Source organism: Pseudomonas sp. FDAARGOS_761, assembly GCF_013343155.1.
In the GTDB taxonomy this organism is placed as follows: domain Bacteria; phylum Pseudomonadota; class Gammaproteobacteria; order Pseudomonadales; family Pseudomonadaceae; genus Pseudomonas; species Pseudomonas aeruginosa.
Map to the genome: position 1 here is coordinate 6,249,766 of NZ_CP054572.1, position 17,500 is coordinate 6,267,265.

Annotated in this window: 12 protein-coding genes and 1 riboswitch; of the genes, 10 read left to right on the forward strand and 2 right to left on the reverse strand. The window is 68.7% G+C overall.

The window, feature by feature from the left end; genetic code table 11:
* Nucleotides 1-2 precede the first annotated feature (2 nt).
* From FOC67_RS29040 to FOC67_RS29080, 9 genes are all read left to right on the forward strand, one after another.
* Nucleotides 3-779 (forward strand): ABC transporter substrate-binding protein, encoded by a 777-nt coding sequence (locus FOC67_RS29040; RefSeq protein ID WP_009314374.1) that lies wholly within the window; start codon nt 3-5, stop codon nt 777-779.
* Nucleotides 776-3,028 carry an ATP-binding protein gene (locus FOC67_RS29045; protein ID WP_009314372.1) on the forward strand — a complete coding sequence of 751 codons (2,253 nt, stop codon included), beginning with the start codon at nt 776-778 and terminating at the stop codon, nt 3,026-3,028. The genes FOC67_RS29040 and FOC67_RS29045 overlap by 4 nt, the downstream gene beginning before the upstream one ends.
* 183 nt (nt 3,029-3,211) lie before the next feature.
* Nucleotides 3,212-4,624, forward strand: a complete 1,413-nt coding sequence (locus FOC67_RS29050) for an amino acid permease (protein ID WP_003135634.1) — start codon at nt 3,212-3,214, stop codon at nt 4,622-4,624.
* A 258-nt stretch (nt 4,625-4,882) separates the two neighbouring features.
* Nucleotides 4,883-5,674 (forward strand): enoyl-CoA hydratase/isomerase family protein, encoded by a 792-nt coding sequence (locus tag FOC67_RS29055; RefSeq protein ID WP_009314369.1) that lies wholly within the window; start codon nt 4,883-4,885, stop codon nt 5,672-5,674.
* 20 nt (nt 5,675-5,694) lie between these two features.
* Nucleotides 5,695-6,855 carry an acyl-CoA dehydrogenase family protein gene (locus FOC67_RS29060; protein ID WP_009314367.1) on the forward strand — a complete coding sequence of 387 codons (1,161 nt, stop codon included), beginning with the start codon at nt 5,695-5,697 and terminating at the stop codon, nt 6,853-6,855.
* A 65-nt stretch (nt 6,856-6,920) separates the two neighbouring features.
* Nucleotides 6,921-9,011, forward strand: a complete 2,091-nt coding sequence (locus tag FOC67_RS29065) for an acetate--CoA ligase family protein (RefSeq protein WP_003095707.1) — start codon at nt 6,921-6,923, stop codon at nt 9,009-9,011.
* Nucleotides 9,012-9,053: 42 nt separating this feature from the next.
* A complete protein-coding gene (locus FOC67_RS29070; protein WP_073656117.1) occupies nt 9,054-10,733 on the forward strand; it encodes a 5-guanidino-2-oxopentanoate decarboxylase in 1,680 nt (559 codons plus the stop codon).
* Nucleotides 10,734-10,755: 22 nt separating this feature from the next.
* On the forward strand, nt 10,756-11,937 hold the full coding sequence (aruH, locus tag FOC67_RS29075) for an arginine--pyruvate transaminase AruH (protein WP_003135629.1): 1,182 nt from the start codon (nt 10,756-10,758) through the stop codon (nt 11,935-11,937).
* A gap of 50 nt (nt 11,938-11,987) precedes the next feature.
* Nucleotides 11,988-12,692, forward strand: a complete 705-nt coding sequence (locus FOC67_RS29080) for an NAD(P)H-dependent oxidoreductase (protein WP_003102071.1) — start codon at nt 11,988-11,990, stop codon at nt 12,690-12,692.
* A gap of 65 nt (nt 12,693-12,757) precedes the next feature.
* Here FOC67_RS29080 and opmH read toward each other — a convergent pair whose 3' ends face one another.
* Entirely contained in the window at nt 12,758-14,206 is a 1,449-nt protein-coding gene (gene opmH / locus FOC67_RS29085; protein ID WP_003095699.1) for an efflux transporter outer membrane subunit OpmH, read from the reverse strand.
* Nucleotides 14,207-14,435: 229 nt separating this feature from the next.
* A riboswitch (TPP riboswitch) is annotated at nt 14,436-14,572 on the forward strand.
* 89 nt (nt 14,573-14,661) lie between these two features.
* Here opmH and thiC point away from each other — a divergent pair.
* Nucleotides 14,662-16,545, forward strand: a complete 1,884-nt coding sequence (gene thiC / locus FOC67_RS29090; RefSeq protein WP_003095696.1) for a phosphomethylpyrimidine synthase ThiC — start codon at nt 14,662-14,664, stop codon at nt 16,543-16,545.
* 58 nt (nt 16,546-16,603) lie between these two features.
* On the opposite strand, the gene FOC67_RS29095 is transcribed toward thiC, so the two are convergent.
* Nucleotides 16,604-17,350, reverse strand: coding sequence for an RsiV family protein (locus tag FOC67_RS29095; protein ID WP_003110315.1), 747 nt, complete (start codon nt 17,348-17,350; stop codon nt 16,604-16,606).
* Nucleotides 17,351-17,500 lie beyond the last annotated feature (150 nt).

Below are 17,500 nucleotides of genomic sequence, written 5' to 3' on the forward strand. Positions count from 1 at the left end.
CCATGCAGGCCCGCTGGCTGGCGCTCTGCGGATGGCTGCTGGGCGGCCTGGCACAGGCTGCGGAGACCATCCGCTATTGCGACTATCCGGTATACCCGCCGATCTCCTGGAGCGATGGCCAGCAGGTCCGGGGGCTGGCGCCGGAGCTGGTGAAGCGGCTGTTCGGCGCGCTGGGCTACCGGGTCGAGGTGGTGGTGCTGGGCAACTGGCGGCGCTGCCTGCTGGACGCCGCCGCCGGACGGGTCGACCTGGTACTGGCCTACCGCACGCCCGCGCGCGATCGCGACCTGGCGTTTTCCGCCGAGCCGGTGCTGCGCGAGGAGGTGGCGATCTTCTACAACCGCCAGCGGCCGGTGCGCATCCGATCCCTCGGCGACCTCGCCGGCTATCGCGGCGGGCTGTTGTTCGGCGAAAGCTACGGGGCGGACTTCGACCGCTTCGTCGGCCGCCACGGCAACGTCGAATGGGTTTCCGACAGCCGACAGAACTTCGGCAAGCTGGTGCGCCAGCGCATCGACTACATTGCCCACGAACGCCGCACCGGCACGCTGTTCGCCGAGCGCCTGGCCGGCGGCGAGAACATCCTTGCGCTGCCCGAACCGCTGACGGTGGACTACCTGCGGGTGGCGGTCTCGCGGCACTCGCCGCTGGCAGCGAAGATGGACGAGATCGACCGGGCCCTGCGAGGCTATCGCGACGACGGCAGCATCCAGCGTTGGCTGCACGACAGCGTGCGCGACTATCGGCGCCTCGCCGGCAACCGCGCGGACGCCTGGTGAGCGGCCGCGGCGGAGTGTTGGCGCGGCGCCTGCTGTGGCGGGTGCTGCTGTTCAGCCTGTGTTTCACTGTCCTCGCCGGCGCCGTGCAGCTGTTCTTCGAATACCGCCGCGAAATGCGTGAGATCGAGGCGCGCCTGGAACTGATCCGCAGCGGCTACCTGGCCAGCTTCGAGCGCAGCCTGTGGGATCTCAACCAGGAGCAGTTGAACGTGCAGTTGCGCGGCCTCGGGGATTTCCCCGACATCGCCCGTGTCAGTCTGCAAAGCGCCGACTTCAACCTGCTGCAGGGCGACCAGCGTCCACGCGGCCTGCTGCGGGTCGAGCGCTTTCCCTTGAGCTACCAGCCGCCGGGGGGCGAGCGTCGGCATCTGGGCGAGCTGGAGATCGCCATCGACCTGGCGGCGGTCTATCGCCGGCTGGCCTCCGGCGGCCTGGCCAGCCTCTTGTGGATGGGCAGTTTCCTTTGCGGCCTGGCGGTGGCCCTCAGTTGGCTGTTCCACAGCCTGGTCACTCGACATCTGTGGCGCATGTCCGAGTTCGCTGGGCATATCGCCGAAGGCGATCTGCAACAGCCGCTGCGACTGGACAAGGCGGACCGCGAACGCGACGAGATCGACGCCGTCGCCACCGCCCTGGAGGACATGCGCCAGGCCTTGCGCACCGATCGCCGCCGGCGCGACGCCGACCGCGACGAGTTGCGTCGGCAGGTCGAGCGGCGCACCGCCAGCCTGCGCCGGGCGAAGGACCAGGCGGAAGCCGCCGACCGCGCCAAGAGCCGTTTTCTCGCGACCATGAGCCATGAGATCCGTACCCCGCTGAACGGCATCCTGGGCATGGCCGAGCTGCTGCGCGAGGCATCGCTCGGCGAGCGTGACCGCCAGCGCCTGCGGGCACTGGCGACAGCGGGGGAGGGACTGCTGGCGATCCTCAACGAGGTCCTCCACTTCGCCCGGCTGGAGGAAGCGGCGGATGTGCCGGAAGCGGTGGACTTTTCCTTGCGGAGCCTGCTCGAGGACGTCCTCACCCTGCTCGAACCACGGGCGCGGGAGAACGCCACACGGCTGGACCTGTGGCTGGACCCACAGGTTCATGACGGCCATCGCGGCGCCGAGCAGTTCCTGCGCCAGGTGTTGACCAACCTGCTGGGCAACGCGGTGAAGTTCACCGAGGCCGGCGAGGTGCGCGTTCGCGTCGAGCGGCTGGCGCGCAGCGCAGGAAGCGAGCGCCTGCGGCTGAGCGTCGCGGACGATGGAATCGGCATTCCCGAGGAAATGCGCGAACGCATCTTCGAACGCTTCACCCAGGGCGGCGACGCCGTGACCCGCCGTTACGGCGGAACCGGCCTGGGCCTGGCGATCAGCAAGCGGCTGGTGGAAGCGCTGGGCGGGCGGATCGGCGTGGAAAGCCGGGTCGGCCAGGGCAGTACGTTCTGGTTCGAGATCGAGCTGGCGCTGGCGAGCTTGTCCGGCGCGACGCCGCCGGCGGCATCGGTGTCTGCGCTGGAGGTGCTGCTGGTGGAGGACGTGGCGCTCAACCGCGAGGTAGCCCAGGGCCTGCTCGAGCGGGACGGCCACCGGGTGATGCTGGCCGAGGACGCGGGGCCGGCCCTGGCGCTGTGCCGGCAGCGGCGCTTCGACCTGATCCTGCTGGACATGCACCTGCCGGGGATGGCTGGCCTCGAGCTTTGCGCCGGGATTCGCCGGCAGCTCGACGGCCTGAACCGCGCCACGCCGATCTTCGCCTTCACCGCCAGCATCCAGCCGGACATGGTGCGTCGGTACTTCGCCGCGGGCATGCAGGGCGTGCTCGGCAAGCCCCTGCGGATGGACGAGCTGCGTCGCGCGCTGGGCGAGGTCGGCACCAGCGTGCCTGCGCTTGCGGCGGACGCTGCGCTGGACCGGCAGATGCTCGAGACCCACCGCCGCCTGCTGGGGCGGCACAAGCTCGCCGGACTGCTGGGCAACCTGCTGGGAAGCCTGGACGAGCAGTTGCCGCTGCTGGCCGAAGCCCTGGACCAGGCGGACCTGGCCGAGGCGGCGAACATCGCCCATCGCCTGTCCGGAAGCTGCCACTCCATGGGCCTGGTGGCGCTCGGCGCCGGCCTGGGCGAGCTGGAGCGCGAGGTCCTGGGCGCGGCCGGGGTCGACCCGCGAGCCTGGGGCGCACGCCTGGGTAGCCTGCGCCGCGACGGCGCCGAAGCCCTGCGCCGCGCCGGCTTCCTCGGCGAAGCCGACGCAGCGGCCGGTTGAGCGGCGCGGCGAACAACTTCCTTACAGCTTTTTACATCTTCGATCCGCGCGTTCAACGGCGTCTTACATCCGCCGCCAATAATCCGCTCATCCGTGCGCAAGACACGGCCTCTGACAGAGTGGAGACAAGAATAATGAGCCATCTCGAAGACCCCTGCGCGTACCCTCATCCGGAGGTGCGCCATGGCTGACGGCAAGGAAAGGCTGCAACTCACCCGGGCCCTGGCGAGCCGCCACATCTTCATGCTGTCCCTCGGCGGGGTGATCGGCACCGGGCTGTTCATGGGCTCCGGCGTGACCATCAACCAGGGCGGCCCGGCCGGCGCGGTGCTGGCCTACCTGGTGGCCGGGGTGCTGATGTACCTGGTGATGGTCTGCCTCGGCGAGCTGTCGGTGCAGATGCCGGTCTCCGGTTCGTTCCAGGCCCACGCGACGCGTTTCATCGGCCCGGCGACTGGCTTCATGATCGGCTGGGTCTACTGGATGAGCTGGGCCTCCACGGTAGGCCTGGAATTCACCGCGGCCGGGATGCTCATGACCCGCTGGTTCCCGGAGGTGCCCGTGTGGCTATGGTCGGGTTTCTTCGTGGTCGTGCTGTTCTCCCTCAATGCCCTGGCGACCCGTGCCTTCGGCGAGGCCGAGTACTGGTTCGCCGGGATCAAGGTGGCGGCGATCCTGGTGTTCATCGTGGTCGGGGGGCTGGTGATCTTCGGCGGTATCGAACTGAAGAGCGGTGCGCCGGCGCCGATGTTCTCCAACCTGGTCGGCGAGCGGCTGTTCCCCAACGGCCTGTCGGCGGTATTCGCGGTGATGATGACGGTGGTCTATGCCTTCCAGGGTTGCGAGATCATGGGCGTCGCCGCCGGCGAGACCGAGCGACCGGAGAAGAGCATCCCGCGGGCGGTGCGCAACGTGGTGTTCCGCGTACTGATCTTCTACGTGCTGGCCATCGTCGTGCTTTCCGCCATCATTCCCTGGCAACAGGCCGGGCTGGTGGAAAGCCCGTTCGTGCAGGTGTTCGACATGGTCGGGATTCCCTACGCGGCGGACCTGATGAACTTCGTCATCCTCACCGCCATCCTCTCGGTAGGCAACTCGGGCCTGTACGCCTCGACGCGGATCCTCTGGGCGATGTCCAGGACCGGCATGGCCCCGCGCGGCCTGTCGAAGCTCAGCGCGCGTGGCGTGCCGCTCTACGCGTTGCTGATCACCCTGTGCTTCGCCCTGCTCTCGTTGCTGACCAGCGTGGTCGCCGCCGACACCCTGTTCATGGTGCTGATGGCGGTGAGCGGGATGTCCGGCACCGTCACCTGGATCGTCATCGCCTACGCCCAATACCGCTTCCGCCGCGAGCACATGGCCAGCGGCGGCACGGTCGCCGAGCTGAAATATGCCGCGCCGCTGTTCCCGCTGGTGCCGCTGGCCTGCATCGCCGTGTGCTGCTCGCTGTTCGTCTTCCTCGCCCTCGATCCCACCCAGCGGCCGTCCTTGTACTGGGGCTTCGGCTTCATCGCCGCCTGCTACCTGGCCTATTACGTGGTTCGTCGCCGGCAGCCGCAGGGACTGGGCGACCCCGCCCTGGGACGGGCCGGCTGAACGGCCATTCGCAGGACCCGACGCCCGCCGCATCCGGCGGGCGTTTTCGTTTTCGCCTGGTTGGTTTGTTCGAAGTTGTAACAGCCGGCTCGCGCGGGCCTCCGCCGCTTTTCGGCGGATCGCATGGCGTGTGGCTTTGCGCCTGCCGCAGGGCCGTTACATACACCCGAATGGGTGGATTGTGGTCTTGTTGAACGAGTGTTTAGTATTGCCTGAAAGCCGCGATCGCCATCAACCAACAATAAGAACGAGGGCCGCATGACTGACCTTTCCCCATTGCAGACGCGGGTCGAAGCCGGGATCGCCTGGCTCGTCCTGAATCGTCCGCAACAGCGCAATGCACTGGATATCCCCACCCTGGAGGCCCTGCACGTCCGACTCGATGCCTGCGAGCGCGACCCGGCAGTGCGCGCTGTGGTGCTCGGCGGCAGCGGACGCAGCTTCTGCGCCGGGGCCGATCTCGCCGAATGGGCGGCGGCTGAAGCCCGTGGCGAGCTGGAACGCTATGGCTGGACCGAGGCCGCCCACGCCCTGATGGGGCGCCTGCACGCCCTCGACAAACCCACAGTCGCCGCCGTCAACGGCAGCGCCGTGGGCGCTGGCATGGACCTGGCGCTGTGCTGCGATTTCCGCATCGCCGCCGCCTCGGCGCGCTTCAAGGCCGGCTACACCGGCATGGCCTACTGCCCGGACGCCGGCGCCAGTTGGCATCTGCCACGGCTGCTCGGCAGCGAGGCGGCCAAGCGCCTGCTGTTCCTCGACGAAGCCTGGAGCGCGGAGCGAGCCCTGGGCGCCGGACTGGTCGGCGAGGTGGTCGCCGACGAGCGCCTGGTTGAGGCGGTCGGCGCCTTCGCTGCGCGTCTCGCCAGCGGTCCGACCTTTGCCTTCGCCCAGACCAAGCGCCTGCTGCGCGACGGCGCCGGGCGCTCGCTGGCCGAGCAGTTGCGGGCCGAGCAGGCCGCCGGGCTGCTCTGCGGGCGCAGCGAGGATGCCGCCGAGGCGCTGCGCGCCGTGGCCGAGAAACGTTCCCCTCAATTCAGCGGGCGCTAGGCGCCGAGCAGGTGATTCCCATGGATTTCAGGCTGACCCAGGAACAGGACATGCTGGTCGAGGCGGTGCGCAGCTTCGTCGAGAAGGAACTGCTGCCCCACGAGGACGATGTCGACCGCGCCGACGCGGTGTCGCCGGAGCTGGCCGCACAGATTCGCGGCAAGGCCCTCGCCGCCGGTTTCTATGCCTTCAACATGCCCGAGGAAGTGGGCGGCGGCGGCCTCGACTACCTGTCCCAGGCGCTGGTCGAACGCGAGCTGTCGAAGGTCTCCTGGGCCCTCCACGTATTCGTCGCGCGGCCCTCGAAGATCCTCATGGCCTGCACCGGAGAACAGCTCGGCGACTACCTGTTGCCCTGCGTGCAGGGCGAAAAGACCGATTGCTTCGCCCTCACCGAGCCGGGCGCCGGCTCCGACGCCAATTCGATCAAGACCCGCGCGGTGCGCGACGGCGACGCCTTCGTGATCAACGGTAGCAAGCACTTCATCAGCCACGCCGGGCACGCCGACTTCGCCATCGTCTTCGCCGTCACCGACAGCTACGAGCACAACGGCCGCAAGCGCAACGCGGTGACCGCCTTCCTGGTGGACAAGGGCACGCCCGGGATGACCGTGCGCCGCGGGCCGAAATGCGTGAGCAACCGTGGCTACCACACCTACGAGATCTTCTTCGACGATTGCCGGGTGCCGGCCTCCAAGGTACTCGGCGAGGTCGGCAAGGGCTGGGAAGTGGCCAACGCCTGGCTCACCGCCGGACGGGTGATGGTCGCCGCCAACTGCGTCGGCCAGGCCCAGCGCGCCCTCGACCTATCACTGCGCTGGGCGGCCGATCGCAAGCAGTTCGGCCAGCCGATCGGCAGCTACCAGGGCGTTTCCTTCAAGCTCGCCGACATGGCCACGCAGATCTGTGCCGCCGAGCTGATGACCCTGCACACCGCCTGGAAGATGGACCAGGGCACCATGACCGACGGCGAGGCCGGCATGGCCAAGCTGTTCGCCAGCGAGACCCTCGGCAAGGTCGCCGACGAAGCGGTGCAGATCTTCGGCGGCATGGGCCTGATGGATGAAGGACCGGTCGAGCGCATCTGGCGCAACGCACGGATCGAACGGATCTGGGAGGGCACTTCGGAAATCCAGCGGCACATCGTTTCCCGCGAACTGCTGCGGCCGTTGCTGCGTTGAGTCCTGGCTCCCCTCTTCCTCCAGGGGAGAGGGGAAGGCTGCCATGTTCCGAATCGAGAACCGACATGAATCGTGAAAACCTCAAGCGTCTGCTGGCACCCAGGCATCTCGCCTTCATTGGCGGCCGTGGCATGGCGCGTGCCCTGAAACGCTGTGCCGAAGGCGGTTTCGCCGGCCAGTTGTGGCTGGTCAATCCGCAGCACGCCGAACTCGAAGGCGTACCCTGCGTGGCCAGCGTCGCCGACCTGCCGTGCGGCCCGGACGCGGCGTTCGTCGCCACCAACCGCGAACTGACCCTCGACGCGGTCGCCGCGCTCGCCGCCAAAGGCGCCGGCGGGGCGATCTGCTATGCCTCCGGCTTCGCCGAAACCGGCGAACAGGGCCTGGCCGTGCAACGCCGGCTGCTGGCCGCCGCCGGCGAAATGGCGCTGCTTGGCCCGAACTGCTACGGCTTGCTCGACTACCTGCACGGCGCCGCGCTATGGCCGGTGGCACATGGCGGTCGGCAGGTGGAGCGGGGCGTCGCGGTGCTGACGCAGAGCGGCAACTTCGCCTACAACCTGTCGATGAGCGACCGTTCGCTGCCGGTGGCCTATATGGCATCGGTGGGCAACCAGGCGCAGCTGGGCATCGCCGAGCTGATGGACGTGCTGCTCGACGAGCCGCGGGTGACTGCCATCGGCCTGCATCTGGAAGGTCTGAAGAACGTCCCGGGGTTCGCCCGCGCGGCCTACAAGGCGTTGCAGAAAGGCGTGCCGGTGATCGCCCTGAAGACCGGAGTGTCGAAGATAGGCGCGGCCCTCGCGCTCAGCCACACCAGTTCCCTGGCCGGTTCCGACGCGCTCTACGACAGCCTGTTCGAGCGCCTCGGGGTAATCCGTGTGAGCGGCCCGGTGAGCTTCGTCGAAACCCTCAAGGCCGCCGCCTGCGGCCACCTGCCTGGCGGGCCGAGCCTGGTCGCGCTGGCCTGTTCCGGCGGCGACGCCGGGTTGATCGCTGACTACGCCGAGCGCAACGGCCTGGGGTTGCCGTCTTTCGACGCCGGACAGCGCGACGAACTGGCCGGGGTACTGCCCGACTACGCCAACATCGCCAATCCGCTGGACTTCACCACCGCCATCTGGGGCGATGCCGCGGCCCTGGAGGAAATGCTCGACAGCGCTTTGCGCAGCCCTGCCGACGCCGCCCTGCTGGTGCTCGACTATCCGGGCGAGGAAACCGGCGAGCGGCCGCAGTGCGACCTGCTTCTGCAACGCTACTGCGCCGCGCTGAAGCGCCACGGCAAAGTCGGCTTCATCGCCTCGGCGTTCCCGGAACTGCTGCCGGCCCGGGCCCGCGAGCTGTTGCACGGCGAGGGCGTCGCCGCGCTGCAAGGCGTCGAGGATGGTCTCGCCGCCTGGGGACGGATCGCCCGCTACCGCCAGCGCCGCGCGGCGCTGCTGGAGCGCGGCGAGGCGGCGTTGGTGCCGATCTGCCCAGGGCCGCTGGCGGGCGACGGCTACCTGCTCGACGAGTGGCAATCCAAGCAGGCGCTGAAATCCTTCGGCCTGCCACTGCCCCCGGGGGTGCTGAGCACCCCCGGGCAGGCCCGCGAAGCGGCCCTCGACCTCGGCTTCCCGCTGGTGCTCAAGGCGGTCAGCGCCGCGCTGCCGCACAAGACCGAGGCCGGCGGCGTGGCGCTCGGCCTGCGCAACGAGGCGGCGCTGGAGGCGGCATTGTTCGACATGCGCGAAAGCCTGGCCCGGCACGCGCCGCAACTGGTCTTCGAGCGTGTGTTGCTGGAGCGCATGGCAGGCGCGCCGCTGGCCGAGCTGATCGTCGGGGTCAAGCGCGAGGAGGGCTTCGGCCTGGCATTGGTGATCGGTGCCGGCGGGATACTCGTGGAGCTGCTGCGCGACAGTCGCAGCCTGCTCCTGCCGACCACCGACGCGGCGATCCGCGATGCCCTGCTGAGCCTGCGCAGCGCGCCGTTGCTCAGCGGCTTCCGCGGTCGCCCGGCGGTATCCATGGAGGCCCTGGTGGCGGCGATCCGCGCGGTCGCCGAATTCGCCTGCGAACATGCCGAGCGCTTGCTGGAGCTGGACGTCAACCCATTGCTGGCGGATGCCGAGGGAGCGCTGGCGGTGGATGCGTTGATCCGGCTGGCCAATGGCTGAAGGCCCGGGCGGACACGACGGCTCCCCCTTCCGCTTGTGGGAATGGGAGCAAGAGCGCTGCGGCGCGAGCGGCGACTCCGATGGTCGCCGAACTGGACGAGGATATTGCCCATGCAACCACAGAAGACCCTCACCGCCGGCCAGGCCCTGGTCCGCTTGCTGGCCAACTACGGCGTGGATACCGTTTTCGGTATCCCCGGCGTGCACACCCTCGAGCTGTACCGCGGACTTCCGGGCAGCGGCATCCGCCACGTGCTGACCCGCCACGAGCAGGGCGCCGGCTTCATGGCCGACGGTTATGCGCGGGTCAGCGGCAAGCCGGGAGTGTGCTTCGTCATCACCGGGCCGGGCGTGACCAACGTCGCCACCGCCATCGGCCAGGCCTACGCCGACTCGGTACCGCTGCTGGTGATTTCCAGCGTCAACCACAGCGCCAGCCTGGGCAAGGGCTGGGGCTGCCTGCACGAGACCCAGGACCAGCGTGCCATGACCGCGCCGATCACTGCCTTCTCCGCCTTGGCCTTGAGCCCGGAACAGCTGCCCGAACTGATCGCCCGGGCCTACGCGGTGTTCGACAGCGAGCGTCCGCGCCCGGTGCATATCTCGATCCCGCTCGACGTGCTCGCCGCGCCGGTGGCCCATGACTGGAGCGCTGCCGTGGCGCGCCGCCCTGGTCGTGGTGTGCCGTGCAGCGAGGCATTGCGGGCGGCGGCGGAGCGCCTGGCTGCGGCCCGGCGACCAATGCTCATCGCCGGCGGCGGCGCGCTGGCGGCCGGCGAGGCGCTTGCCGCGCTGAGCGAGCGCCTGGCCGCGCCGCTGTTCACCAGCGTCGCCGGCAAGGGTCTGCTGCCGCCGGACGCGCCGCTCAACGCCGGGGCCAGCCTGTGCGTAGCGCCGGGCTGGGAGATGATCGCCGAGGCCGACCTGGTGCTGGCGGTGGGCACCGAGATGGCCGACACCGACTTCTGGCGCGAACGCCTGCCGCTGTCCGGCGAACTGATCCGCGTCGATATCGACCCGCGCAAGTTCAACGACTTCTATCCCTCTGCCGTAGCGCTCAGGGGCGATGCCCGGCAGACCCTGGAAGCGCTGCTGGCGCGCCTGCCGCAGGAGGCCCGCGACGCCGCGCCGGCCGCCGCGAGGGTGGCGCGCCTGCGCGCGGAGATCCGCGCGGCACACGCGCCGCTGCAGGCGCTGCACCAGGCGATCCTCGACCGGATCGCCGCTGCGCTGCCGGCCGATGCGTTCGTCAGCACCGACATGACCCAGCTGGCCTATACCGGCAACTACGCGTTCGCCAGCCGAGCACCGCGCAGCTGGCTGCATCCCACCGGCTACGGCACCCTCGGCTACGGCCTGCCGGCCGGCATCGGCGCCAAGCTCGGCGCCCCGCAGCGCCCGGGCCTGGTGCTGGTCGGCGATGGCGGCTTCCTCTACACCGCGCAGGAACTGGCCACCGCCAGCGAGGAACTGGACAGTCCGCTGGTGGTGCTACTGTGGAACAACGACGCGCTCGGCCAGATCCGCGACGACATGCTCGGCCTGGACATCGAGCCGGTCGGCGTGCTGCCGCGCAACCCCGACTTCGCCCTGCTGGGCCGCGCCTACGGTTGCGCGGTGCGCCAGCCGCAGGACCTGGACGAACTGGAGCGCGACCTGCGCGCCGGCTTCGGGCAGCCCGGCGTGACCCTGATCGAACTGCGGCACGCCTGCGCGCGCTGACCGCCGGACAAGGAGAGCATCCATGCGCTATTCCGACTTCACCCAACGTATCGCCGGCGACGGCGCCGCTGCCTGGGACATCCACTATCGCGCGCTGGCACGGGTCGAGCAGGGCGAGGAAATCCTCCTGCTGTCGGTCGGCGACCCCGACTTCGATACCCCGGCGCCCATCGTCCAGTCGGCCATCGACAGCCTGCTGGCCGGCAACACCCACTACGCCGACGTGCGCGGCAAGCGCGCCCTGCGCCAGCGCATCGCCGAACGCCACCGGCAGCGCAGCGGCCAGGCGGTGGACGCGGAGCAGGTGGTGGTGCTGGCCGGCGCCCAGTGCGCGCTGTACGCGGTGGTGCAGTGCCTGCTGAATCCGGGCGACGAGGTGATAGTCGCCGAGCCGATGTACGTCACCTACGAAGCGGTGTTCGGCGCCTGTGGCGCGCGGGTGGTGCCGGTGCCGGTGCGCTCCGAGAATGGCTTCCGCGTGCAGGCCGAGGAGGTCGCCGCACTGATCACCCCGCGCACGCGCGCGATGGCGCTGAACAGCCCGCACAACCCGTCCGGCGCCAGCCTGCCGCGGGCCACCTGGGAAGCCCTGGCCGAGCTGTGCACGGCCCATGACCTGTGGATGATCTCCGACGAGGTCTACAGCGAACTGCTGTTCGACGGCGAGCACGTCAGCCCGGCCAGCCTGCCGGGGATGGCCGAACGTACCGCGACCCTCAACAGCCTGTCGAAATCCCACGCCATGACCGGCTGGCGGGTCGGCTGGGTGGTCGGTCCCGCAGCACTCTGCGCGCACCTGGAGAACCTCGCCCTGTGCATGCTCTATGGCTCGCCGGAATTCATCCAGGATGCCGCCTGCACCGCGCTGGAGGCGCCGCTGCCGGAGTTGGAGGCGATGCGCGAGGCCTACCGCCGCCGCCGCGACCTGGTAATCGAGTGCCTGGCCGACAGCCCCGGCCTGCGTCCACTGCGCCCGGACGGCGGCATGTTCGTGATGGTCGACATCCGTCCCACCGGACTTTCCGCCCAGGCCTTCGCCGACCGCCTGCTGGACCGCCATGGCGTATCGGTGCTCGCCGGCGAAGCCTTCGGCCCGAGCGCCGCCGGTCACATCCGCCTCGGCCTGGTGTTGGGCGCCGAACCGCTGCGCGAAGCCTGTCGGCGCATCGCGCTGTGCGCCGCCGAGTTGCTCGGCCAGGCCTGAACCCCTCGGCCGCGAGCGATGCGGCCGGTCACCACGATTCGGAAACCACGATGAACGTACTGATCGTCCACGCCCACAACGAACCGCAATCCTTCACCCGCGCGCTCTGTGACCAGGCATGCGAGACCCTGGCAGGCCAGGGCCACGCGGTGCAGGTCTCGGATCTCTACGCGATGAACTGGAATCCGGTGGCCAGTGCCGCCGACTTCGCCGAGCGCGCCGATCCCGACTACCTGGTCTACGCCCTGGAGCAGCGCGAGAGCGTCAAGCGCCAGAGCCTGGCCGCCGACATCCAGGCCGAGCTGGACAAGCTGCTGTGGGCCGACCTGCTGATCCTCAACTTTCCGATCTACTGGTTCTCGGTGCCGGCGATCCTCAAGGGGTGGTTCGACCGGGTACTGGTGTCCGGGGTCTGCTATGGCGGCAAGCGCTTCTACGACCAGGGTGGCCTGGCCGGCAAGAAGGCGCTGGTCAGCCTGACCCTGGGCGGGCGCCAGCACATGTTCGGCGAGGGTGCCATCCACGGACCGCTGGAGGACATGCTGCGGCCGATCCTGCGCGGCACCCTGGCCTATGTCGGCATGCAGGTGCTGGAGCCCTTCGTCGCCTGGCACGTGCCATACATCAGCGAGGAAGCGCGCGGCAACTTCCTGCGCGCCTACCGGGCGCGGCTGGAAAATCTCGAGCAGGATGTACCCCTGCGGTTCCCGCGGCTGGAGCAGTTCGACGCGCTGCTCCAGCCGCTGGCGCGCTGACCCGGGCGACGCGCGCCAGGCCAGTCAAGCGAAGACGCCCCCGACCGGGGGCGTCTTGGCTCGTGCTAGTACTGCTGGCGCGGCTTGCTCTGTAACTGCTCGGCGGCGGCCTTGGCCAGGTCCGGCGGGAGGAAGTCCTTGTCCGGATCGTAATCCTGCTTCAGGTAGGCGCTGAGCGCCTCCAGGTCGGCCGGGCTGAGGGTGCCGGCCGCCTGCTTCAGGCGCAGGGTATCGAGGATGTAGTCGTAGCGGCTGTTGTTGTAGTCGCGCACGGCGGCGTACAGCTGGCGCTGGGCGTTGAGCACGTCGACGATGTTGCGGGTGCCGACCTGGTAGCCGATCTCGGTGGCTTCCAGCGAACTCTGGTTGGAGATGATCGCCTGGCGCCGCGCCTGGACCTGCTCGACGTCGGTATTCACCGCGCGGTGCAGGTTGCGGGTGTCCTGCACCACCTGGCGGCGCTGGCCTTCGCGGGACTGCTCGCTCTGGTTGAGGCGCTGGTAGGACTCGCGGACCTGGGAGGAGGTCAGGCCGCCGCTGTAGATCGGGATGTTCAGTTCCAGGCCAATGCTGCGCTCATCGACATACTTGCCATAGTGCACCAGCGGATTGGCGGCGCTGTTGGCGAAGCCGAGGGCGTCGTTGTCGCCCTTCTGGTACTGGGCCACGGCATCGAGGGTCGGCAGGTGCCCGGCCTTGCGCTGGCGGAGGGTTTCCTCGGCGGCGTTGACCGCGTAGTTGCTGGCCAGCAGGCGCAGGTTCTGCTGCACCGCGGTGTCGACCCAGGCCTTGGCGTCGTTCGGCGCCGGCGGCACCACTGGCAGGGTGTGGCGCATGCCCTCGATGGCGCTGTAATCGCGGTTGGTCAGGGTCACCAGGGCCTGGAAGGCATCGTCCACGCGCTGTTCGGCGATCAGCCGGTTGGCGCGGGCTGTGTCGTAGCTGGCCTGGGCCTCGAGCACGTCGGTCTTGTCGGAAAGGCCCACGTCGAAGCGCTCGTTTGCCTGGTCCAGCTGGCGCTTGAAGGCGGCTTCCTCGGCCTTGCTGGTGGCTAGGTTGTCCTGGGCGCGGAGCACCGTGAAGTAGGTCTCGGCGCTGCGCAGGATCAGGTCCTGCTGGGTCGCGGAGAATTCCAGCCGGGCCTGGTCGCTGGTTTCCTTGGCGGCCTGCCACTGGAACCAGCGGTCGGCGCGGAACAACGGCTGGCTGAGGGTGGCCTGGACGACCTGGCTGTTGCGCTTGACGGTCGCCGGACGCTCGTCGAATGCGATCCGGGTGTCTCCGACGCGGGCGCCGGCGCCGAGTTGCGGCAGCAGGCCGGCGCGGGCCTGGGGCACCACTTCCTTGCGCGCCAGGTAGTCGGCCTGGGCGGCGGCGAGGTCGGCGTTGTTGTCGACGGCTTCCTTGTAGACGCTGATCAGGTCGGTCTTGGTCGGCAGCGGGGTCGGCTGGGCGGCCCAGGCGACACCGGTAGCAGCGGCCACGGCGGCCGCCAGGGAGAGTCTGCGCAGCATTCGTTCGTCCTGGAAAAGATGCGAGGTGGGGCAAGGCTAAGGTCGCTACCGGTGGCGGTCAAGGCACCTGCGCGGCAACTGATCGAAGAGCCAGTCCGGATCGATGTGCCGGCGAACGTGCGGGGATCTGCGTCTTCCCTGGCGAGAGGGCGCCGGACTGGACCATGACTGCCGGTCGGGCGGGGCGTTTTCCCGTTGGCGTATCCCGCCGGTGTTGATTAGACTGCCGGGGTTCTTGTCGGGGTGCCCTATACGAGGGGCTGAGATCGGATAGTTCCGGATCCCGTTGAACCTGATCGGGCTAGCGTCCGGTTCCGCCTCGCGCGGACCGCAGCAACCCGCGTAGGGAACAAGATGTCCGCGCCATGCCTGCCTTGCCGGCGCGTCCTTCTCGCCACCAGTCCCGGTGGCCCCGCGTGCCAGGTTCTCCCGACAATCACCCAGGAGAGCCATCGATGAGCGCAACGCAGAAGAACAACATCACCCGCCTTGAGCAGCTCGACCGCCAGTCGACGCAGCCTTTCCCGAACTCGCGCAAGGTCTACCTGACCGGCTCGCGCCCGGACATCCGCGTCCCGGTGCGGGAAATCTCCCTCGCCGACACCCCCACCGCCTTCGGCGGCGAAAAGAACCCGCCGGTGTTCGTCTACGACACCTCCGGCCCGTATACCGACCCCGAGGTCCGCATCGATCTGCGCAAGGGCCTGCCTGACGTGCGTTCGCGCTGGATCGACGAGCGCGGCGACACCGAGATCCTCCCCGGCCTGACCTCCGAGTTCGGCCAGGCCCGCCTGGCCGACGCCAGCCTCGATGCCCTGCGCTTCGCCCACGTGCGCACGCCGCGCCGGGCCAAGCCGGGCGCCAACGTCTCGCAGATGCACTACGCGAAGAAAGGCATCATCACCCCGGAGATGGAATACATCGCCATCCGCGAGAACATGAAGCTGCAGGAAGCCCGGGCCGCCGGCCTGCTCGACCAGCAGCACCCGGGGCACAGCTTCGGCGCCAACATCCCGAAGGAAATCACCCCCGAGTTCGTCCGCGAGGAAGTCGCCCGCGGCCGCGCGATCATTCCGGCGAACATCAACCACACCGAGCTTGAGCCGATGATCATCGGCCGCAACTTCCTGGTGAAGATCAACGGCAACATCGGCAACAGCGCGCTGGGCTCGTCGATCGAGGAAGAGGTGGAGAAGCTCACCTGGGGCATCCGCTGGGGCGCCGACACGGTGATGGACCTGTCCACCGGCAAGCACATCCATGAAACCCGCGAGTGGATCCTGCGCAACAGCCCGGTACCGATCGGCACCGTACCGATCTACCAGGCGCTGGAGAAGGTCAACGGCGTCGCCGAGGACCTGACCTGGGAAATCTTCCGCGACACCCTGATCGAACAGGCCGAGCAGGGCGTCGACTACTTCACCATCCACGCCGGCGTGCTGCTGCGCTATGTGCCGCTGACCGCCAAGCGGGTCACCGGCATCGTTTCCCGCGGCGGCTCGATCATGGCCAAGTGGTGCCTGGCGCACCACCAGGAGAACTTCCTCTACACGCATTTCGAAGAGATCTGCGAAATCATGAAGGCCTACGACGTCAGCTTCTCGCTGGGCGATGGCCTGCGTCCGGGCTCGGTGGCCGACGCCAACGACGCCGCCCAGTTCGGCGAGCTGGAAACCCTCGGCGAGCTGACCAAGATCGCCTGGAAGCACGACGTGCAGGTGATGATCGAAGGCCCCGGCCACGTGCCGATGCAATTGATCAAGGAAAACATGGACAAGCAGCTGGAGTGCTGCGACGAGGCGCCGTTCTATACCCTCGGCCCGCTGACCACCGACATCGCCCCCGGCTACGACCACATCACCTCCGGCATCGGCGCGGCGATGATCGGCTGGTTCGGCTGCGCCATGCTCTGCTACGTCACGCCCAAGGAGCACCTGGGTCTGCCGAACAAGGATGACGTGAAGACCGGGATCATCACCTACAAGATCGCCGCCCATGCCGCCGACCTCGCCAAGGGCCACCCGGGCGCGCAGATCCGCGACAACGCGCTGTCCAAGGCGCGCTTCGAGTTCCGTTGGGAGGACCAGTTCAACCTTGGCCTGGACCCGGACACCGCGCGGGCGTTCCATGACGAGACCCTGCCGAAGGACTCGGCCAAGGTCGCGCACTTCTGCTCCATGTGCGGACCGAAGTTCTGCTCGATGAAGATCACCCAGGAAGTCCGCGACTACGCCAAGGAGAACGGCCTGTCCGACGAGAGCAAGGCCATCGAGGCCGGCTTCCAGGAGCAGGCGGCGCGCTTCAAGGACGAAGGATCGGTGATCTACAGGCAGGTGTAGGCCGCGCCGCACCACCGGGCCCCTCGCCGCGGCGAGGGGCTTCGGGGTGTCGGAAGCGTCAGCCGCGGCCGGGGAACAGGTTCGGCTTGACGATGCCGTTCAGGCGCGGATACGGGATCTTCAGTTCGGGGTGGGCATAGGAATACGGCGCGATGGAGTAGGCGTCGTACTTCAGCGTCACCGCGCCGAAGGTCAATGCCACGTGCGGGGTGCGCTGGAACGGCCAGGTCTTCTGGAAATCGGCGTCCTGGTCGAGCTTGTTGGCCAGCAGCCAGGCCTTGTGTGCCAGCTCGGCCTGTTTCCAGAAGGCTTCTTCCTGGCCGGGAACCAGCATGTCCTGCAGGCTCAGCACCTTGTGCTGCCTGCGGTCGTAGTTGATGAAGCCGCGACCGGGCATGCCGTGGGCGCCGCCGGTGAACAGGTAGCTGGAAAGCTCGATGATCACCAGACCGTCATGTTGTTCGCGCACCTTGGCTTGCAGGTAGCTGCTCCAGCCCGGTTCGGCGCTGTCCAGGAACTGCCGTTCGTAGTCCGCCAGCGATGCCGGCAGGGGCGTTTCGTTGTTTTCCCGGGTCATTTCCAGCAGGGCGCGCTCGACGATCGGGTCCAGCTGCGGTTCGTCGGGGAACTTCAGGGTGTCGATGTTTACCAAGGGGCACTGTTCGCCCTGGCAGCCGGGCTTCAGGTGCTCGCTGGCGAGGCGCTCGGTGGGCAGCGGGTCGTCGAGGCCGGGCTTGAAGAAGCTCTGGCAGGCGCTCAGCAGAACGACCAGGCTGCCGAGGGCGGCGAATTTCAGAAGGCGCATGGGATTCCTTTTGCGACGGTGGATGGGCGGGCTCGAAGCGTCGACCAGTCCGTTTCGACCCTGGCGCCGCGCTTGAGTTCGGCCCGCGCAAACCCCAAGTATGGCTTAGCCGTGGCCGGGAAACACGCCCGCGCGGCGAGCGCCACGAAG